The following is a 19,484-nucleotide window of genomic DNA, read 5'->3' as shown; positions in this document are numbered from 1 at the left end:
ACATACTCTTAGTCGGAACTAATAAAGAGAGGTTTTCAAACATGAACGAACAGAATCAAAAACCGAAAAATTTCACCGGCATTGTTGTCATTTTAACAATTGCCATAAACGGATTAATCGCTTTATTATTTTTAATGCCAAAAACAGATAAATTTAGTCATCTGGATATTACATTTCTGCCGTTACTGAATGCCGTGATGAACAGCTTTACGTTTATCTTCTTACTTTCAGCACTCATTATGATTAAACAAAAGAACATTAAAGCACATAGACGATTTATTTTTGCTGCATTTTCAACAACACTTGTCTTTTTAATTTCCTATGTGACATATCATTCAATGGCAGCTGATACACACTTCGGAGGAGAAGGGATCATCCGTCCGATTTACTTCTTTATTTTGATTACACATATTGTGCTCTCAGCTATTATTGTACCGCTTGCACTGATTACACTATTTAGAGGCGCACAGATGCAGGTCGAGCGTCACCGTAAAATTGCCCGCTGGACGATGCCGCTTTGGCTCTATGTTAGTCTCACTGGCGTCATTGTCTATATCATGATTTCTCCATATTACAGCTAACGTATGTCCAATTGGACATACGTTCTTTTATTTACAAGATGAAGTGCTTTGGATAGAATGGAAATTGGATATCCGACTAGCACGGTATCTTCCCATCTATAGATTCACATCATTTCTGGCCGTTTGCTCGTTTGGAGATCAACAATTGGACGAAACGGGGGTTATATGATGACTGAACAATTGCAGTATAAACCGGGGCTTGAAGACATTGTGGCAAGCGAAACGTCCATATCATACTTAGATGTGGAGCAAGAGGAAATTGTGATTCGCGGGTACGACCTCATTGAGCTGGCACAAAACAAGACATATTTAGAAACAGCCTATCTGCTTATTTATGGAAGATTACCAGATAAGATGGAATATCACCAATTTCAGCAAGATATATCCTCACAAACGAGCTTACATCCAACCATCCAAACCATTTTAACCAAGCTGCCAAAATCCACTCACCCTATGGATGCGATGAGAACGTGTTTATCTGCTCTTGCAGGGTATGATGACGCATTACATGATCGATCTGAAGCGTGCCAAAAAAGGCGTGCAGTTCGATTACTAGGACAGCTGCCGGCCATTGTTGCTGGAAGCTATTATATTCTCACAAAAGACGCCGCTATTTCTCCAGATCAGACCAAATCCTACACTGAAAACTTTTTATCCATGCTAACTGGACGCACCCCGACACAAGACGAAATTACTGCTTTTGACCAAACACTCACATTATATAGCGAACATGAGCTGCCGAATTCAACGTTTGCGGCTAGAGTGATTGCATCCACGCATTCTGACATGTATGGTGCTTTTACTGGAGCGATCTCTTCATTAAAAGGTGACCTCCACGGAGGAGCAAATGAAGCTGTCATGCACATGCTTCTTGAAGGAAAAACAACAGAAGGATTTCTTGCACTCATTGAACGAAAATTAGCCGCAAAAGAAAAAATGATGGGCTTTGGCCACAGAGTATACATGAGAAAAATGGACCCGCGAGCCGCTCTTTTAAAACGTTCATTGAAAACGCTTACCGAATCGAAGGGAGATACAACGCTATATGACATGTGTGTAGCAGGAGAGGCATATATGAAAGAGCAGAAAAACCTTTATCCAAATCTTGATTATTATGCTGCACCGATTTATTACGTGCTCGGAATCCCTATTTCACTTTATACACCCATTTTCTTTGCTGCAAGAGCTAGCGGATTAGCCGCACATGTCATTGAACAGCATTTGCATAATCGCATTTTTAGACCGAGAGTCCGGTATCTAGGGCCAAGAGGATTAAAGGTTTCAAATGATGATGGAAAAACGGGGGAATGAACATGAACAAAACAGCAGTCGCCAATCAAACAGATCAGCTATTAGTAGAAATCGCTGCCTATGCAGTAGACGGAGAAATTACGAGCAAAGAGGCCATTGAAACCGCGCGGTATGTGCTCATAGACACGCTCGGGTGCGGAATGCTGGCTCTTAATTTTCCAGAATGTACGAAGCACCTTGGACCTATCGTACCTGGAACTGTTGTGCCTAACGGAGCAAGAGTTCCTGGCACTTCGTTTGTGCTAGATCCCGTTCAAGCGGCTTTTGATATCGGCTGTATGATCCGCTGGTTAGATTATAATGACACGTGGCTTGCACAGGAGTGGGGGCATCCGTCAGATAACTTAGGCGGAATATTAGCTGTAAGTGATTATATCAGCAGAACACGCCTTGCAAACGGAGAAGAGCCGCTAACGATGAATGATGTACTGCATGCAATCGTCAAGGCACATGAAATTCAAGGTGTCCTTGCTTTAGAAAATTGTCTAAATCGAAATGGATTGGACCATGTGTTATTTGTCAAAGTGGCAACAAGTGCAGTTGTGTGTGCAATGCTTGGCGGAACAAAGGAAGAGGTCCAGCATGTTTTATCACAAGCGTTTGTTGATAATTCCCCGCTTAGGACGTATCGCCATGCCCCAAACACAGGATCGAGGAAATCATGGGCAGCGGGGGATGCAACAAGCCGCGGAGTGAGGCTGGCAATGATGACACGTAAAGGGGAAATGGGTTATCAAACGCCCCTCAGTGCAGAGAAGTGGGGCTTTGAAGATGTTCTGATGAAAGGAAAACCACTTACGCTCGCCCAGCCCCTTGGATCATACGTCATAGAAAATGTTCTTTTCAAAATTGCTTATCCTGCTGAGTTCCATGCGCAGACTGCTGCAGAAGCGGCTGTGATGCTGCATGACGCTGTAAAAGATCGTTTAGATGAAATTGACCGGGTAGAGATTACGACACATGAGTCAGCGATTCGGATTATTGATAAGAAAGGGCCGCTTTATAATCCGGCAGACCGTGATCATTGCTTGCAGTATATTACAGCCATTGGACTGATCTATGGTGAACTAACAGCTGACCATTATGAAGAAGAAACGGCGCAAAATCCAGCCATTGATCGTCTTCGTGATCGAATGATTGTGAAAGAGGATAAACGTTACACAGAGGATTATTTAGATCCGAAAAAGAGATCGATTGCAAACTGTGTACAAATTTTCTTTAAAGACGGGACGATGACAGACCGAATTGAAATTGAATACCCGCTCGGTCATCGCAGAAGAAGACAGGAAGGCATTCCGCTGCTTGAAAAGAAATGGCTCTATCATTTAAAGACAAGATTTCCACAAAAGCAAGTGGATCAAATTGTGTCACTCTGCCAAAATCCAAATCAATTAAAAACAACAACAGTGCCAGCATTTATGGACTTATTCGTCATATAAGGGGGAGCTAGCGTGTGGATCGTGAATGAAGAAAGAAGTCAGGCTGATTTAGCCGCAGCCTTTAAAGAACAAATGAACAAATCAGCTTTATTTCAAATTCCAGGCGTTCACGATGGAATGTCTGCGCTCTATGCGAAAAAAATGGGCTTTCAAGGGCTCTATTTATCAGGTGCCGCTTTTTGTGCCAGCAAAGGACTGCCAGACCTCGGCATGATCCATTCAACAGAAATGGCTGAAAAAGCGAAGGAGATTATTCGAGCTTCCCAGCTGCCGCTTTTGGTCGATATGGACACAGGCTATGGCGGTGTTTTAAATGCAGCAAGAGCGGCAAAAGAAATGGTTGAGAGCAAAGTGGCAGCTGTTCAAATTGAAGATCAGCAAATGCCGAAAAAATGCGGGCATTTAAACGGGAAATCACTCGTTCCAGTAGAAGAAATGGTCGCAAAAATCAAAGCCATCAAACAAGCGGCACCAACGCTTTTGGTGATTGCAAGAACCGATGCAAAGTCCGTAAATGGAATGGAGGATGTCATCCGCCGGGCCAATCTTTACGTAGAAGCAGGAGCTGATGCTATTTTTCCTGAGGCACTCATCACAGCAGAGGACTTCACGCATGCGTCAAACCATATTAAAGGTCCGCTCCTTGCAAACATGACGGAGTTTGGCAAGACGCCTTATTATCATGCAGACGAATTTTCTGTATTTGGATTTCAAATGGTCATTTACCCTGTGTCATCACTTAGAGTTGCTGCAAAAGCGTATGAGCGTTTATTTACAGAAATCATGGAAAAGGGAACGCAGCAGGGGATACTTGGGGATATGCAAACGAGAAAAGAGCTGTATGAAACGATTCATTATGATGAATATGAGGAAATGGACCAGCATTTAGCAAAAACGATCCTCCCGGAAATTGGGAAAGAACAGCGATAAAATGAAAAGCACTTCCTATACGGAAGTGCTTTTTTTACGATGATGGTGTGGATGAAGAAGCCAATTTCATCTTTTCTTCAACTGTTTTCGTTTTTTCTTTTACTTTTTCAGCGTAAGTGAAGTCACCGTAGCAATACGGATAGCGGAAGTTATCTTTATTGCCGCCGCACGTATAGACCTCGGGGTTTCGTTTCACTTGCTTTTTGGAGTATTGCTTTGCCAGTTTCTCGGAATGTTTTCCCCCGTTTTTTGCAACAAAATCAATATAGCCGATTCCCATGTTATAGCTTTGAATAATGGTTTCCAAATCAACGCCTTTTTTCTTCCCATGCTTGTACATAGTCGAAAAATGATGGACTCCTTGTTTAATGCTTTTCTCAGGGTCATTGATTTCATTTCGTTTCAAACCAAGAGATTCAGAGGCCTGCATTGGATCTCCGCCCCTGCCTTTTGATTCTTGATACATCATACCGAGGATTAACCCGGTATACTGATCTAAATCTTGATCTCTTAACTCTGTTTCTACAAGCGGTTTGTAATCATCCAATCTCGACAAAACAATTGATTCCGTATCAATCGGCAGCTTTTTTAACTCCTTTTGATTAAAGGAGATGGCAATGGCTGCTAATACGAAAACAAAGAGAAAAATCGTGAAACAGCCTGAAATGGCAAAACATCCTGTTTTTTTCTTTTTCAAGGTCAGTTCACCCCTGTTTTGCCCCGCTTTTAAAAGGGAAGTACAGCCTTTTCATTATGCCATATCCTGTGCAGGATACCAAGTGAAAACCTTATAATCAATCATATCCAAACGTAAATTCAGGTCTTGTTTTCAGCCTGAAGCAGAAATAAACAAAACCGATCATCAGCCAAATCATGCCAATGATTAATGCATTTGTACTGATGCTCGTTAACAGCCAAATGCAAAACGCCGTCCCGCATAGAGGGATCACGGCATATCTCAATGTATTCAGAATACCTCTTTGTTTTTGTTTGACGAAAAAGTACGCAAAAACAGACAAATTCACAAAGGTAAATCCAATTAACGCGCCGAAGCTGATAAAGGAATAAATGACTTCAAGTTCGCCAACGACTGCGGTTAAGGAGAAAGCTCCGATTAACAAAATATTAAAAACAGGGGTTTTTAATCTCGGATGAATATACCCAAAGAAACGCTTTGGTAACGATTGATCTCTTCCCATTGCATATAAAAGCCTTGCTGCACTCGCATGTGACGATAAGGAGGAAGAAATGACAGCGACCATTGTGCCGGCTAAAAAGAACGAGTGGAGAAATGCGCCGCCCACAAATTCTGCAATTTCAAGTGAGGCTGCATCAGGATGTTTGAACTGCTGAAAATTTGGAAACACCTGCTGCAAAAAATAAGACGTCAACGTAAACAGTACGCCTCCAATTGCAACGGTTAAGAAAATGGCAAGCGGAATCGTCTTTTTTGGTTTAATGGTTTCCTCAGACATTGTGGAAATGGCATCAAATCCTAGAAAGGAGAAACATAAAATGGTCGCTCCTGAAAAAATAAGCGCTGGATCTAAGCTCGCTGAATAAAAAGGCCGGGCTGATAATAACTCTCCACTGCCAGCGTTTTGCGTGAGCCCATAAATAACAAACCCAACAAAGGTGACGGCGACAATGACCTGAAACGTCACAAACAGCGCCGTAATGTTGGCTGTAAGCCGTATACCGATGACATTGACAGTCGTTATGGCGATAGCAAGTATGATGATCCAAATGTAATGAGGTACATCAGGAAAGGCTGCGGTTAAATAAGCACTTCCGATCGCAAAATTCACCATAGGCAGAAATAAATAATCCAGTAAAAGTGTCCAGCCGACAAGGAAGCCGACATGAGGATGAATACTTTTTTGCGCATATGTATAAGCAGATCCTGCTTTTGGAAAAGCCTTCACCATATTCCCATAGCTAAGCGCTGTCAATAGTAATGCAAGTAACGTAAATATATAAGCTGCAGCGACGTGTCCTTTCGTCAGCTGAGCAACAATGCCGTATGAATCAAATACGACAAGTGGATCCATATAAGCAAGCCCGATCACAACAAGTGGAAAAACAGTCAGGCTGCGTTTTAGTCTTGGCTCTTCAGTCAATTTGCCTATCAGCTCCTCTAAAAATGAATAAATAATGCTCATTTTAAAAAGAATGCTACCAAGTGTCAATGCTATTTGAATAAATCTTTTGTTTAAAGTGTGCCCGCTTTGCACGCCGAACGTTTTAGTATATGATGATACATAGAATAAGTCGTGATTTGACTAACAAGAAAGGTGAAGCGAAATGAAGGAAGAACTGAATACAAATCAAGAACAGGAACGGATGGAGCTGGATGAAGAAAGTTTATTTCTTGTCTCCCAAACGTTTAAAGCCTTATCTGATCCGACACGTATTCGTATTCTGCACCTCTTGTCTCAAGGTGAATACTCGGTAAATGATATCGCAGAAACGCTGAATCTCATGCAATCAACAGTTTCTCATCAGCTGCGTTTTTTAAAAAACCTTCGTCTCGTGAAATCTAGACGAGCAGGGACATCAATCTTTTACAGTCCTGAAGATCAGCATGTGATGGAAGTACTTGAACAAATGATTCATCATGCACAGCATGACTAATAAAAACCTTCCTATATGAGTAGGAAGGTTTTTACGCATGATGCATACGTGTTGATCGTTTACCTGCTTTCATCATTTGATAAGAAAAAACAACATAGTAAGCAGCTAACAGAAAAAAGCTGAGCATGGTCATGGCATCATCACTCACAATATGCTGATACAGTTCAACGACACCAATCTTTGTGAGCGAATGGTTCGTCAGCTCACCCAGCTTAAAACTAAGTCGTGATAAAAATAAGCATAAAATGAAGCTTTCAATCCATTTACTCGTTTTCACGTAAAGACGGCCATTTTCTTCTTTCATGCGGATCGTCTCATAGGCATGAACGGCCAGACTGCTTCCAAAGAGCATACCAATAGCGGCATAGATGAAAATGCTGTGATTTTGCCAGCCTTCTAATAAGAGAATAAGGGCAGTGAGTCCAAATACATACATTCTCATCAAAAGACTGATCGGGCGCACAAGCTGATAGCGTCTCATTCGATTCATTCGAAAGATGATGCAGATCAGCATAATGCCCCCAATTATGAATAACTGCCACACGTGATGTGTCATGATGCAACCTCCTCCTGCACGTGCAGGGATGTAAACGAATGCTGGCTGTTCCTTATCTTTACCATTCTTTCATTTTTTATCAAATCAAAACCTACATTTATGAAAAAGAGGAAAAGCATGAAAATCGATCGTATTTTGTCTATTGTGATGCTGCTCATTAGCAAAAAGCAAATACAAGCGAAAGATCTTGCTGAACTTCACGAAGTGAGCGTAAGGACGATCTATCGCGATATTGAGACCATCAATCAAGCCGGGATTCCTGTTGTGACAACACAAGGAGCAGGCGGAGGCATTTCGCTTGTTGACGACTATCGTTTAGAGAAAAAATTATTTACCGATGATGACATTGAGCTTATTTTAACTGCCCTTGAAAGCATGACGAGTGCATACTCCTTTAAAGAAAGTGAACATGTACTGAAAAAAATCAAATCTCTCATTCCGCCACAAAGCGATGAAAGCGAGAAACAGCACCATGTCTTTATTGATTTAAGCTCATGGGGGAAAGACAGCCAGGCAGAAAAGAAGCTTCAGCTGATCCATACAGCTGCTTCCGCGCATCAATTCATTCAATTCACTTATCGCAACGCAAAAGGTGAAACACTTCCACGTAAAGTGGAGCCTTATACGCTTGTCTTAAAAGGAAGGCATTGGTACTTGTATGCGTTTTGTTGTGTGAAACATGATTTTCGTCTATTCAAGCTGACCAGAATGACAGGCCTCATCACCATTCCAGCATATTTCAGGCCGAAAAGAATCAAAAATGAAGAGAAGCCTTGGAATGACTCTTGGCATGAAGAACCTTCAGTCACAACCCTCACGCTCAGGTTAACGGAAGCATCAGTTGGCAAAGTGAAGGAATGGGTGGATGAGAACGAATTGATCATATGTTTAGACGGAACCTATCTGGCAGCATTGACTGTGCCGCAAGATGATTGGCTGCACAGTTTCCTATTCCATTTAGGACCGGACGTCGACATTGTTTCACCTCAGCACATCAAGGAAGCATTTGATCTCCAATTAAAACAATTTATGAAGCGATTAGAAACTTGACACACTGTTGTCAGGTTTCTTTTTATATGATGGGAGAAAAGGAGATGAGAATGTATGTACGATATCGTCACATTAGAGAAACAATGGGTCAAAGGGTTGTCTGTTCGAACAACAAATGAAATAGAGAAAACAAAAGAGCGTAAGATTGCGCCGCTCTGGCAGGATTTTTTTACGCAGCAGCTACATGGGGGACAAGCTCCCGTCATAGGGCTGTATTCAGATTATGAAAAAGATGAACATGGTTCTTATTTATTTACAGCTGGGCAATTCGCGGATCAGCAGATCGAACATGTAAAAGAGATTCCTGCGTCCACCTACGCAAGATTTCAAACGAGAAAAGGACCGATTGAAGAGGTCGTGCTTGAAACATGGCACAAGATTTGGACGTGGGATCGGCGTCAATACCGCACTTATACAGGTGATTTTGAATGGTATGATGAAAGATCTATTGATCCAAAAGAAGCGCAAATTGATATTTATATTGCGGTTGATGAAAAAATGATTGCTAAAACTAATGCTATTAGTTAATATAAAACTAATGACATTAGTTTTAGGAGGGCAATCATGAGATTAACAACTTTTGACCGTCTGCACCAGCTTACATTGATGCCGCGATTATTTCCGGTAAATTGCTATGTATTTGAGGAAGAGGAAGGACTCATCTTAATTGATGCTGCTTTAAAAATGGCGGCGAACTCGATCATCGAATTTGCCCGTAAAAAGAACAAACCAATTCATAAGATTATTCTCACTCATAGCCATATGGATCATATCGGCGCATTAGATGAGGTGAAGAAGGCTTTTCCAGAGGCAGTTGTCTATTTATCAAAACGAGATGCACGCCTTTTTGAAGGTGACTTTTCCTTGCTCCCTGATGAACCTCAGCAAAAAATTAAAGGCAGTTTTATGAAAAATATTCATACAAAACCAGATGTGCTTGTCGAAGAAGGAGATGAGATTGGGCCGCTCAAAGTGATTGCAACACCAGGGCATACACCCGGCAGCATTTCTTTATACGATGAAAGGTCAGGAGTTGTCATTGCAGGGGATGCACTTGTGACAAAAGGCGGCTTATCGGTTACGGGTGAGTTTCGGTGGAGCTTCCCGTTCCCGGCATTTGCCACATGGGATGCAGAAACCGCATTAAAAAGCGCTGAAAAATTACTAGCGCTGCGCATATCCTGTCTTGCTGCAGGACATGGTGACCTTATTATAGAGCCTCATGAAAAGCTTCAAGCTGCCGTTAAAAAAAGACAGCACCAGCTAAAAAAAGGAGGGCAGTAAACCGTGTCTCCAAGAATGGGAATTACACAAGAAAAAATTATGGATACAGCGGCTGCATTTGTTGATGAAGAAGGCTTCTCCGCTTTGACTATTGCTACATTGTCTAAAAGACTGAATATCAGGCCGCCTTCTCTTTATAATCATGTATCCGGCCTTCATGAGATTCAGGCAGCACTCGCAGTAAAGGGGCTCTCCATGCTTTGTGAGGAAGGGATGCAAGTCACAGAGGGGCTAGAAAAAGAAGAAGCTGTTTTAGCCTTTGCCAGACAATATGTGCAATTTGTCCGAACACACCCCGGTCTTTATGAAGCTGCCTTTTCACATATGAACGAAAAAGAAGTACGACTTGCAGCAGAGCGCCTTGTTCAGTTTGTTCAATCCATTATGTCACGCTTTGGTGTAAAAGAAGAAGAAATGACGCATGTCGTCAGAGGATTGAGAAGCTTACTGCACGGCTTCGGTGATATTTCTAATAAAAAGGGATTTCAACGAAAAGAACAGCTTGAAGAAAGTGTGAGCTATGCGGTTCGGCTCTATATCACAGGTGTATTGCAAAAAGAAGATCTGTCTATTTGACAGGTCTTTTTTTATAGCAAATCGATATTATAAAGGAGCGTCCGTCTGGCACAATTTTTAGCGAGAAAAACGAATAAAGATTTGACAGTTTTGTGAAACATGGTATGCTTATTATGTGAAATAATTCACATAGAGGAGTAGAGGCAGATGAAAAGAAAGCCTGTTTATGTGGAAACAACCATTCATGCACCTTTAGAGAAAGTATGGGAATATACGCAAAATCCAAAGCTTCATGAACAGTGGGATTTGCGCTTTTCAACCATTTCATTAAATGGACCTCAAGATGAACAGCCCCAAACCTTTTTGTATGAAAAGCATCTTGGGTTTGGTGTAAGTGTCACAGGGACAGGAGCATATCGAACTAGAATGATGGATGAACGGAATGAACGGGCATCCTCGCTTAAATTCAAATCGTCACACCCATTGTCTTTTATCAAAGAAGGCGGCGGTTATTGGAAATATGTGAAAACGAACGATCATATTGTGTTTCAAACGCAATTTGATTATGAACCGAAAGAAGGAAAAGGATGGGCGTGGGCAGATCGATTTCTTTTTCGCCCGATGATGGGGTTTATGACGGCCTTTAGTTTTGGCGCACTAAAGACGTGGCTTGAAAAGGGTACGCACCCTCGGTTGTTACTGGAGAGAACACTTGCCCATTATGGAATTTGTTTGCTGTTTGCCATCGTCTGGCTATGCCAAGCGGTTATCCCTTTTTCACATTCTGCTTTTGATCATAGTACCGGATTTCGGTTGTTTTATGCCCTTATAGGCGTATCATGGCTGATACCTAAGCTATCAAAGAAATATTTGTTCATTCTTCAAAGTGTGTTTCTGCTGCTGATGCTTTGTATCGGGATTCTATCCCCCCAAACGACACTCCATGAGCCGCTTGTGATGAGTGCATTTTTGATCCTATCCATTGCAGGAATGATTAATTTAAAAGATTGTATAGACGTATTTTCGATCAAACGAAAAAGGGGAGGTAGACATGGTCGTTCATCGTCATCAAGTAAAGGATTACGATAAGCTTCATCCAAAATTAAAAGAGAGATACAACCGTGCGTTTACCGCAGAAGGCACTATGGAGGAAATAGGCGGCGGAACGAGGCTCATTCGATTTTTCTTCAAAATTGGTCCACTGTTTCGCTGTTTTTTCCCTGAGAGAGGAAAAAACATTCCTTTCCGGATTGTGAATAAACCCTTTATGACAAATAAGGGAGAGGAAGGCATGCACTGGTTTCGTACGTTTTATTTCCCAAAGAAGGAACGGCACTTTGATGCAGATATGATCATTGATGAGAAGAGTCATAAAGTACTAGACTATTTTGGAAAGCCTAGACTTCTTATGTCAGAGCTTCATTTTACAGTAACAAAGCACGGGTTCCTTCGCATTCAATCCGGCCGTCAGAAGCTGCTCATGTTAGGACGTGAGTGGCCGCTGCCTTCATGGCTTTACGGTGTGTCAGATGTCACAGAAGGCTACGAGGAGCACGCGGGTGTGTATACTATTGATGTGCATGTGAAAAACCGATTGTTTGGGACCCTTTTTACATATAAAGGCCGGTTTACTGAAAGGGTGATGTCTCATGATGAATAAATGGCATTTGATATCAAGCCTCGTCTTCATGTGCTGTTTTATCGCCACCCGCTTGATGACAGGTCCGGTAGCAGAGTTATTTGTACTGATAGCCATTCTGTTTTTCCTTCCTGCAATTTTAGCCTTTTTTGTGAAGGAAGAGAGGGAGAGTAAGCCGGGGATACTGCTCGGCTTTTTAATGAAAGCCTTTCCATTAGCTACTCTTTGTGCAACGGCTGCATTCATCTATCATTCTGCTTTGTTTGCATCGGGATGGTTTTTGTATACGATTCTTTTGGGGTTATATGGCTGTACTCGTTTGCTGAAAAGGGGAATCTTTCCGCTTCATGAATGGATCATCGATGGTGCATGGATGTATCTCGCTTTAGGAGGGCTTTGGTTTTGGCTGTACACGGCAGATATACAGGTGATGACCTTTTCACCAATCATCGTGCTTTTGACCGCTATTCATTTTCACTACTCGGCTTTTTTTATCCCGCTTTTCTATGGATTTTTAGGGAGACAGAGAAAAAAAGAGACAGCTTTATACAAAGCGGCAGGCTGGGTGATTTTGCTGTCGCCTGTGATGATTGCTGTTGGGATTAGCTTCTCCCGTCTATTTGATACGTTCAGCGTCACGCTATATGTCATTGCACTCTACTTGTACGGAATTCTCTGTATGAAAACAAGGTTTCGAACGAATGTGGCAAAAGTGCTGATTGTGTTTTCTAGCTGCGTCTTAATGGGAACGATCGTGCTATCTCTTCTTTATTCCGCTGGCATGCTCATGCGCGTGACCTACATCAGCATTGATCAGATGATTTGGTTTCATGGCAGTATTAATGCCTTTTTTGTTATTTTACCAGATTTGATTGGATGGTTGATCGAAGGGCCAAAGGATCAATTGAAGCAGAAGGATTTTCCGATATCAAGGGTGCATGGCCGTTTTCATTTGATCTCTTTTCAAAAGGAAAGAATGTATGATCAAGAGAAGCTCGGTTTAGTCGATTCACTTGATGATTTAAATGGAACGACGTTCTCAGCTGAAAAGGTGTCACCTGTGATTCGAAGGTTTTATGAAAATCCGACTGCATTTACGTTAAAAGCAGCAATCTGTTTTCATTGGTGGGTGAGGCCGTTTGTTTTTTTACTTCAGCCCATTTTTAAGAAAATAGGGCAGCTCTATTTGGGAACATCTCGTATGCCGTATGAAATGAAGGGACGTCTGACTACATTTCAACATCCGAAAGAAGAGCGAAAGAATGTCAGGGCGTGGATTCGTCACAACGAAAAAGGGGAGCAGGTCTTTTTTGCACTTTATGCTCATCATCACGATGCAGCTGCGGGCTATATGAATATTGCGCTGCCGCTGCCATATTCTCAGATGACCGCCATTTTAAAACCTTTTAATGAAAAGGAGGACTTTCTATTAAAAAGTGCATGTCCAAAAGGCAGTACCGGTGACGAAGGATTGTATTTGCATACGCCTTTTATCACCATGAAACTGCCAATGGAAGAAAGCTTTCATATGAAGCCGGAGACAGATAAAAGTCTCACAGCCGTTCATCAAATGAAGCTATTCGGTATTCTCTTTTTAACGATTCGTTATCAAATTGACAGTGAAAGTCACCCTGTTAGTCAATGATGTCACATGGTTCACCGTGCCGAATGATGTTCACAATCGCTTGCCCATCACTCGGATGATGATCTGCATACTGGACTGGCAGCAGAGCAAAAAATACATAGTAGACAGAGAAGTAAGCAAATTGATAGAAAAATTGATGTTCTGGCAGGATATCATTGGCGATCATTGTATTCAGTATGAGAACACTGAGCAGGTTGCATAATGATCCGCCTAGGTAGACAAGAATGTGCGAGAATCGGTTATTTTTCCTCATTTCTTCATAATGGCAAAATGCATCTAGAAAATAGATTCGTCTAATTTCAACAACACCTATTTTCAATACTTTTTTGCCTCTGCCAAGAGCAAAAGAAACCTTTGCACCAAACATCCATGCGACCATAATATGGCCAAGCTGATGCAAGATGGCAACGATAGGAAGAATGACGAAAAACGACCAGCAAAATGTCCACATATCTGATAATGTAAACAAGTGTTAACCCCTCCCCAATATATTTGGGAGGAAGCAGTAGGATTATTTGCCATTTTACTGAATTCATTTTCAGGATGCAAATATTTAATACATGACGATAAAAACATTATGTAAACTAAAGGGTAGTTTTTGCGGTGAATCGGCTTTTTGACTCACTTTTTTACGAAATGAATGTGCTACAATGAAAAAACAATTGATGAATCTAGTAAATGAACCTACCCTTGAATGAAGAGGAGAGAATCAGATGGCAGATATTGAACAGTTTTTGGCGTTAGATATTCGTGTTGGGACGATCATTGAAGCAGAATTCTTTGCAGAGGCAAGAGTACCTGCATTAAAACTCAAGATTGATTTTGGTGAAGAGGTTGGTCTAAAGCAATCCAGTGCTCAGCTGACAAAACGTTATACGGCTGAGAGTCTTATTGGCAGACAAATCGTAGCAGTCGTCAATTTTCCGCCAAGAAGAATTGCAGGGTTCAAATCAGAAGTGCTTGTCTTAGGGGGCATGCCGTCAAAAGAAGACGTGGTTTTACTAGCCACAGATGAGCCTGTTGAAAATGGAACAAAAATAGGGTAATAAAAAAGACATCTTCCTGAGAAGATGTCTTTTGCGTATTGAGGCGGAATAACCACACGCCACATTCGTGTGTGTCTCAAGGAGACATGTTACCCGACTTACACAATTCAGCTCATCGCTTGATTAATATAGCATGAGGTGATCGGAATTGCAACCATTAAATGCTTTACTTCAGTTTTTCACGTCATTTCAGCAGAAAGATGACAAGAAATCAATTATTTGGATTATTTTTTCAAAAAATATTGAAAAGTCAGATCAGATTTTATAAAATGAATTCATCTTAGTTTGTTTAGTCGATAAACTAAGATGAATTCCAAGTGATGATCCGGTCATTAAAGGGGATGATTCCGTCATTCAAATCATTTGCTGTGTATGTGGGCTAAGCTGAAAGGATCAGAAGTTCAGCTTCATTTTTACAACAAATTGAAAGCGCTTTATATTCTTTGTATTGACTGTTGCTGCCCTCCATCATCTGTTCATTAGAAGAGGCTAAGAGAAGAAGGGAGAAAGCTCATGGTAAGTGAGAATTTAAAAAAGATTCGTATGTCTGAAAAAGTGGGATATGCTTCAGGAGATTTCGCATGTAACTTAATTTATGCAACTGTCTCTACGTATCTATTATTTTTTTATACAGATGTGTATGGTTTATCAGCGGCGGCAGCAGGAACAATGTTTTTAGTTGTCCGCGCCATTGATGCGCTTGCAGATCCGTTTATTGGTGCATTGGTGGATCGAACGAACAGCCGTTTTGGCAGGTTTAGACCTTACTTGTTATTCGGTGCGTTTCCTTTTGTGGTACTTGCTATCCTTTGCTTTACAACACCTGATCTTTCTGAAATGGGTAAACTCGTTTATGCCTACATCACGTATGTTGGTTTATCACTTACATACACATTCATCAATGTTCCTTATGGTGCTTTAACATCTGCAATGACAAGAAATAACCAAGAGGTTGTCAGTATTACGTCTGTTCGTATGCTTTTTGCTAATCTCGGAGGTCTAGTTGTTGCTTTTTTTGTTCCTTTTCTTGCGACTTTTTTAAGCGATAAAACAGGAAATACAGCCCTCGGCTGGCAGATGACGATGGCTTTTCTCGGCGTTCTTGGCGGTGCATTACTTATTTTCTGTTTTAAAAGCACGAATGAACGTGTCACGCTTCAAAAGCCGGAGGAAAAAATTAAGTTCAGTGATATCTTTGTGCAGTTACGTGTGAATCGTCCGCTTGTTGTATTAAGCATTTTCTTTATTATTATTTTTGGCGTGAACTCGATCAGTAACTCTGTTGGGATCTATTATGTGACGTATAACCTCGGCAGAGAAGATTTAGTGAAATGGTACGGACTCATTGGCAGTCTGCCAGCTTTAATGGTGCTGCCGTTTATTCCAAAACTGCACAAGCTGTTAGGAAAGAAAAAGCTGCTGAATTATTCATTATTGCTGAATATCGTAGGTCTTCTTGCATTACTTGTGATACCGCCGAGTCAAATCACTTTAATACTGATTTTTAGGCTCGTTGCAGCTGCAGGAAGTATTACAGCCGGTGCTTACATGTGGGCGCTCATTCCTGAAACTGTTGAATATGGCGAATATAAAACAGGAAAAAGGATGGGCGGGCTCATCTATGCCATCATCGGATTCTTCTTTAAATTTGGGATGGCATTAGGCGGGATTGTGCCAGGGCTTGTACTCGATCGCTTTGGCTATGTTGCGAACCAAATGCAATCACCAGAAGCTTTACTTGGCATTTTAATCACGACAACGGTGATTCCTGTATGCTTACTGATTTTAGCGATGGTGGATATTAATTTTTATAACCTTGACGAAGAAAAACATAAAAAAGTCGTACGGGAGCTTGAGAATAGAGACAAAGTGTATATCGATCATATGGACGATTTTAAAATGTAGGTCTCTGAAAGAGGAGGAAGTTCAATGAAGATTACCAATCCAGTGCTCAAAGGGTTTAATCCTGATCCAAGTATTTGCCGTGTAGGAGAAGATTATTATATGGCTGTCTCTACATTTGAATGGTTTCCAGGGGTGCAAATTTATCATTCAAAGGATCTCGTCCATTGGCGTCTTGCTGCGCGTCCATTGCAAAAAACGTCGCAGCTGGATATGAAGGGGAATCCTGACTCTGGCGGGGTATGGGCGCCGTGCTTAAGCTATGCTGATGGGCAGTTTTGGCTTATTTATTCAGATATCAAAGTAGTAGATGGCCCATTTAAAGACGGTCATAATTATTTGGTCACGGCAAGCGAGGTGGACGGCGATTGGAGTGAACCGATCCTGCTCAACAGCTCCGGCTTTGATCCATCTTTATTCCATGATCACAGCGGGAAGAAATACGTCTTAAATATGCTGTGGGATCATAGGGAAAAGCATCATTCGTTTGCAGGTATTGCCTTGCAGGAATATAGTGTGGCTGAAAAGAAGCTCATCGGACAAAGGAAGGTCATTTTTAAAGGCACACCGATTAAATTGACAGAAGCGCCGCATCTGTACCGTATCGGTGACTACTACTATTTATTAACGGCAGAAGGAGGTACCCGGTATGAGCATGCAGCAACGATCGCCCGGTCCTCTCATATTGAAGGGCCTTATGAGGTTCATCCTGATAACCCGATTTTAAGTGCCTTCCATGTGCCTGAACATCCGCTTCAAAAATGCGGGCATGCTTCAATCGTTCAAACGCATACAAATGAATGGTATCTCGCTCATCTCACTGGCCGCCCGATTCAATCAAGCAAGGAATCTATTTTTCAACAGAGAGGGTGGTGCCCTTTAGGAAGAGAAACAGCGATACAAAAGCTTGAATGGAAGGATGGCTGGCCTTATGTTGTAGGCGGAAAAGAGGGGACGCTAGAGGTTGAAGCGCCAAAGATCGAAGAAAAGGTTTTTGCACCAACCTATCATACAGTCGATGAATTTAAAGAATCAACACTAAATAGACACTTCCAAACATTAAGAATTCCGTTTACCGATCAGATTGGTTCGTTAACAGAGAAACCTCAGCATTTAAGGTTATTCGGCCGCGAATCTTTAACGTCTAAGTTTACCCAAGCATTTGTTGCAAGACGCTGGCAAAGCTTTTATTTTGAAGCAGAGACAGCTGTTTCGTTCTTCCCAGAAAACTTTCAGCAAGCCGCAGGTCTTGTGAATTATTATAATACGGAAAACTGGACAGCACTCCAGGTGACATATGATGAGGAACTTGGCCGCACGCTTGAACTATCTGTCTGTCAAAATCTTGCCTTTTCTCAGCCATTGACACATAAAATCATCATTCCTGACGAGGTCACTTATGTCTATTTAAAAGTGACCGTTCGGAAAGAGACATATAAATATTCTTATTCATTTGATCAGAAAGAGTGGAAGGAAATTGATGTACCGTTTGAATCCATCCATTTATCCGATGATTTTATTCGAGGTGGGGGGTTTTTTACAGGGGCATTTGTCGGTATGCAGTGCCAAGATACGAGCGGCGAGCGTCTTCCTGCTGATTTTCACTATTTTCGCTATGAGGAAACAGACGAATAAAAAAGACAACTCGCTACGAGCTGCCTCTTTTTGAAAAATATATAGATTAGGTTGTGAGGGTGGCATCTTGCAGAAAAGCTTCTATGACAAGAGATGTCATCCCCAATACTGGTGCATTGTGTCCTAATGATGAAGGGAGCAGCTCTACATGTGAGCTGAATTGCGTATCCATTCGCGAGGATACCTCCTCCTTAATCACATGTAGAACCGCCTGATGTGATTCGATCACTTTGTTTCTTAAAATAATGGCTTGCGGGTTAAAGGTATGCAGGACGTTTGTGAGACCGACACCAAGGTAAAAGCCAAAGTTGCGCAGGGCATTGAGCGTTTTCATATCATTTAACTTGGCCAGCTGTTCCAGGTCTTGATGGGAGATGTGCTGATCATCTGTTTGAAGAGACTGAAACAAGGCCTTCTCAGAAGCATACAATTCCCAGCACCCACGGTTCCCGCAGCTACATGTCGGTCCGTTAAAATCGATTGTCATATGTCCCATTTCACCAGAAAAGCCATACGCTCCTCTGTATAAATGATGATTGATGATGATTCCGATCCCGATGCCAGTGCCGATGCTTGCATAGATCAAATGGTCATAATGTTTAGCGGCACCAAAGATTTTTTCACCATATGCACCGGCATTTGCTTCATTTTCAATGAAGATCGGTACTTGGAATGTCTCTTGCAGCGTGGTTTTCAGATCAACATTTTTCCATTTTGAATGAGGCGTAAACACGATTTGTTCACCTGCATCCACTAAACCATGTATGCATAGGCCAATGCCAATGAGCCCGTATGGGGAAGAGGGCATTTGTGTGATGAGCTGCTGTATTAATTCAATTAATTTACGTATCGTCACCTCAGGAGAGCTGGGTGGGAGCTTGATCTGCTCTTCGTAAAGAATAGACCCTTCAAGGTCAGTTAATATGCCATTGACATAATCAACGCCGACATCGATTCCGATGGAACAGCCAGCACGTTTATTAAACATCAATAAAACCGGTCTTCTCCCGCCGCTAGACTCACCTTGACCGATTTCATAGACAAGATGTTCTTTCATTAACGTACTTACTTGAGAGGAAACAGTCGATTTATTTAATCCAGTGCGTTCAGATAATTTTGCTCTCGAAATGGGCGCATGCTGGAGAATTTCTTTTAATAATAGTTTTTGATTTATTTTTTTGACAAAGTTCTGATCAGCGATATCCACGTTATCCACTCCATTTGTTTCGTCTTTAGATTAAGTTGAGAAGAGCTGCTTTTTTTCGCATGTATTCGATAAGAAAGATGATTTTAACTTTATTATAACGAAAATATTT

20 protein-coding genes are annotated in these 19,484 nt (G+C 41.6%); 15 read left to right on the top strand and 5 right to left on the bottom strand.

Annotated elements, in window-relative coordinates:
- Positions 1–41: 41 nt before the first annotated feature.
- From MHB67_RS09580 to prpB, 4 genes are all read left to right on the top strand, one after another.
- Complete coding sequence (locus MHB67_RS09580) at positions 42–581, top strand: DUF420 domain-containing protein (protein ID WP_024422676.1); 540 nt, start codon at positions 42–44, stop codon at positions 579–581.
- A 168-nt stretch (positions 582–749) separates the two neighbouring features.
- Positions 750–1,892, top strand: a complete 1,143-nt coding sequence (gene mmgD, locus MHB67_RS09575; RefSeq protein WP_073205944.1) for a citrate synthase — start codon at positions 750–752, stop codon at positions 1,890–1,892.
- A 2-nt stretch (positions 1,893–1,894) separates the two neighbouring features.
- Positions 1,895–3,331 (top strand): bifunctional 2-methylcitrate dehydratase/aconitate hydratase, encoded by a 1,437-nt coding sequence (locus tag MHB67_RS09570; RefSeq protein WP_149126541.1) that lies wholly within the window; start codon positions 1,895–1,897, stop codon positions 3,329–3,331.
- 12 nt (positions 3,332–3,343) lie between these two features.
- Complete coding sequence (gene prpB, locus MHB67_RS09565) at positions 3,344–4,261, top strand: methylisocitrate lyase (RefSeq protein WP_044332931.1); 918 nt, start codon at positions 3,344–3,346, stop codon at positions 4,259–4,261.
- 34 nt (positions 4,262–4,295) lie between these two features.
- Here prpB and MHB67_RS09560 read toward each other — a convergent pair whose 3' ends face one another.
- Together MHB67_RS09560 and MHB67_RS09555 are read right to left on the bottom strand one after the other, a co-directional pair.
- Complete coding sequence (locus tag MHB67_RS09560) at positions 4,296–4,958, bottom strand: lysozyme family protein (RefSeq protein ID WP_024422672.1); 663 nt, start codon at positions 4,956–4,958, stop codon at positions 4,296–4,298.
- Positions 4,959–5,055: 97 nt separating this feature from the next.
- Complete coding sequence (locus tag MHB67_RS09555; RefSeq protein WP_342492489.1) at positions 5,056–6,381, bottom strand: APC family permease; 1,326 nt, start codon at positions 6,379–6,381, stop codon at positions 5,056–5,058.
- A gap of 184 nt (positions 6,382–6,565) precedes the next feature.
- Between MHB67_RS09555 and czrA the strand changes: the two genes are divergently transcribed.
- The gene (gene czrA / locus MHB67_RS09550) at positions 6,566–6,895 is read left to right on the top strand and encodes a Zn(II)-responsive metalloregulatory transcriptional repressor CzrA (RefSeq protein ID WP_024422670.1); all 330 of its coding nucleotides are present in this window, start codon (positions 6,566–6,568) and stop codon (positions 6,893–6,895) included.
- A gap of 31 nt (positions 6,896–6,926) precedes the next feature.
- Here the strand turns inward: czrA and MHB67_RS09545 are convergent, their stop codons facing one another.
- The gene (locus MHB67_RS09545) at positions 6,927–7,451 is read right to left on the bottom strand and encodes a hypothetical protein (RefSeq protein WP_024428348.1); all 525 of its coding nucleotides are present in this window, start codon (positions 7,449–7,451) and stop codon (positions 6,927–6,929) included.
- A gap of 117 nt (positions 7,452–7,568) precedes the next feature.
- On the opposite strand from MHB67_RS09545, the gene MHB67_RS09540 reads away from it, so the two are divergent.
- The 7 genes from MHB67_RS09540 to MHB67_RS09510 all read left to right on the top strand — a co-directional run bounded on the left by MHB67_RS09540 (position 7,569) and on the right by MHB67_RS09510 (position 13,585).
- Entirely contained in the window at positions 7,569–8,501 is a 933-nt protein-coding gene (locus tag MHB67_RS09540; RefSeq protein ID WP_342492488.1) for a YafY family protein, read from the top strand.
- 54 nt (positions 8,502–8,555) lie between these two features.
- Positions 8,556–9,029 (top strand): GyrI-like domain-containing protein, encoded by a 474-nt coding sequence (locus MHB67_RS09535; RefSeq protein ID WP_342492487.1) that lies wholly within the window; start codon positions 8,556–8,558, stop codon positions 9,027–9,029.
- A gap of 36 nt (positions 9,030–9,065) precedes the next feature.
- A complete protein-coding gene (locus MHB67_RS09530) occupies positions 9,066–9,785 on the top strand; it encodes an MBL fold metallo-hydrolase (RefSeq protein WP_024422666.1) in 720 nt (239 codons plus the stop codon).
- 3 nt (positions 9,786–9,788) lie between these two features.
- Positions 9,789–10,361, top strand: a complete 573-nt coding sequence (locus tag MHB67_RS09525; protein ID WP_024422665.1) for a TetR/AcrR family transcriptional regulator — start codon at positions 9,789–9,791, stop codon at positions 10,359–10,361.
- A gap of 147 nt (positions 10,362–10,508) precedes the next feature.
- Positions 10,509–11,390: a hypothetical protein gene (locus MHB67_RS09520; RefSeq protein ID WP_024422664.1), complete on the top strand. Its 882-nt coding sequence runs from the start codon at positions 10,509–10,511 to the stop codon at positions 11,388–11,390.
- Positions 11,353–11,961, top strand: a complete 609-nt coding sequence (locus MHB67_RS09515; RefSeq protein WP_122630987.1) for a DUF4166 domain-containing protein — start codon at positions 11,353–11,355, stop codon at positions 11,959–11,961. Before MHB67_RS09520 ends, MHB67_RS09515 begins: the two co-directional genes overlap by 38 nt.
- Complete coding sequence (locus MHB67_RS09510; protein ID WP_342492927.1) at positions 11,954–13,585, top strand: YndJ family protein; 1,632 nt, start codon at positions 11,954–11,956, stop codon at positions 13,583–13,585. Before MHB67_RS09515 ends, MHB67_RS09510 begins: the two co-directional genes overlap by 8 nt.
- Here the strand turns inward: MHB67_RS09510 and MHB67_RS09505 are convergent.
- The gene (locus tag MHB67_RS09505; protein WP_024422662.1) at positions 13,575–14,054 is read right to left on the bottom strand and encodes a hypothetical protein; all 480 of its coding nucleotides are present in this window, start codon (positions 14,052–14,054) and stop codon (positions 13,575–13,577) included. The genes MHB67_RS09510 and MHB67_RS09505 overlap by 11 nt on opposite strands.
- A 244-nt stretch (positions 14,055–14,298) precedes the next feature.
- Between MHB67_RS09505 and csaA the strand changes: the two genes are divergently transcribed.
- The 3 genes from csaA (at position 14,299) to MHB67_RS09490 (ending at position 18,168) form a co-directional block, all read left to right on the top strand.
- Complete coding sequence (csaA, locus tag MHB67_RS09500; RefSeq protein WP_034621362.1) at positions 14,299–14,631, top strand: chaperone CsaA; 333 nt, start codon at positions 14,299–14,301, stop codon at positions 14,629–14,631.
- Positions 14,632–15,144: 513 nt separating this feature from the next.
- Positions 15,145–16,536, top strand: a complete 1,392-nt coding sequence (locus tag MHB67_RS09495) for an MFS transporter (RefSeq protein WP_034621364.1) — start codon at positions 15,145–15,147, stop codon at positions 16,534–16,536.
- Between the two features lie 24 nt (positions 16,537–16,560).
- Positions 16,561–18,168, top strand: coding sequence for a glycoside hydrolase family 43 protein (locus MHB67_RS09490; RefSeq protein ID WP_044332949.1), 1,608 nt, complete (start codon positions 16,561–16,563; stop codon positions 18,166–18,168).
- 46 nt (positions 18,169–18,214) lie between these two features.
- Here the strand turns inward: MHB67_RS09490 and MHB67_RS09485 are convergent, their stop codons facing one another.
- Positions 18,215–19,375, bottom strand: a complete 1,161-nt coding sequence (locus MHB67_RS09485; RefSeq protein WP_024422659.1) for an ROK family transcriptional regulator — start codon at positions 19,373–19,375, stop codon at positions 18,215–18,217.
- Between the last annotated feature and the right edge of the window lie 109 nt (positions 19,376–19,484).

This window comes from Bacillus sp. FSL H8-0516, assembly GCF_038635285.1.
Classification (GTDB): Bacteria; Bacillota; Bacilli; order Bacillales; family Bacillaceae; genus Bacillus; species Bacillus safensis.
This window is presented reverse-complemented; position numbering and strand designations above follow the sequence as displayed.

What these genes read in the sequence shown, in the direction of transcription:
- MHB67_RS09510 (WP_342492927.1), top strand. Translation starts at nt 11,954, where the DNA reads ATGAATAAATGGCATTTGATATCAAGCCTCGTCTTCATGTGCTGTTTT.
- MHB67_RS09495 (WP_034621364.1), top strand. Translation starts at nt 15,145, where the DNA reads ATGGTAAGTGAGAATTTAAAAAAGATTCGTATGTCTGAAAAAGTGGGA.
- mmgD (WP_073205944.1), top strand. Translation starts at nt 750, where the DNA reads ATGACTGAACAATTGCAGTATAAACCGGGGCTTGAAGACATTGTGGCA.
- MHB67_RS09530 (WP_024422666.1), top strand. Translation starts at nt 9,066, where the DNA reads ATGAGATTAACAACTTTTGACCGTCTGCACCAGCTTACATTGATGCCG.
- MHB67_RS09520 (WP_024422664.1), top strand. Translation starts at nt 10,509, where the DNA reads ATGAAAAGAAAGCCTGTTTATGTGGAAACAACCATTCATGCACCTTTA.
- MHB67_RS09570 (WP_149126541.1), top strand. Translation starts at nt 1,895, where the DNA reads ATGAACAAAACAGCAGTCGCCAATCAAACAGATCAGCTATTAGTAGAA.
- MHB67_RS09545 (WP_024428348.1), bottom strand. Translation starts at nt 7,451, where the DNA reads ATGACACATCACGTGTGGCAGTTATTCATAATTGGGGGCATTATGCTG.
- MHB67_RS09535 (WP_342492487.1), top strand. Translation starts at nt 8,556, where the DNA reads ATGTACGATATCGTCACATTAGAGAAACAATGGGTCAAAGGGTTGTCT.
- MHB67_RS09540 (WP_342492488.1), top strand. Translation starts at nt 7,569, where the DNA reads ATGAAAATCGATCGTATTTTGTCTATTGTGATGCTGCTCATTAGCAAA.
- MHB67_RS09515 (WP_122630987.1), top strand. Translation starts at nt 11,353, where the DNA reads ATGGTCGTTCATCGTCATCAAGTAAAGGATTACGATAAGCTTCATCCA.
- MHB67_RS09580 (WP_024422676.1), top strand. Translation starts at nt 42, where the DNA reads ATGAACGAACAGAATCAAAAACCGAAAAATTTCACCGGCATTGTTGTC.
- czrA (WP_024422670.1), top strand. Translation starts at nt 6,566, where the DNA reads ATGAAGGAAGAACTGAATACAAATCAAGAACAGGAACGGATGGAGCTG.
- csaA (WP_034621362.1), top strand. Translation starts at nt 14,299, where the DNA reads ATGGCAGATATTGAACAGTTTTTGGCGTTAGATATTCGTGTTGGGACG.
- MHB67_RS09490 (WP_044332949.1), top strand. Translation starts at nt 16,561, where the DNA reads ATGAAGATTACCAATCCAGTGCTCAAAGGGTTTAATCCTGATCCAAGT.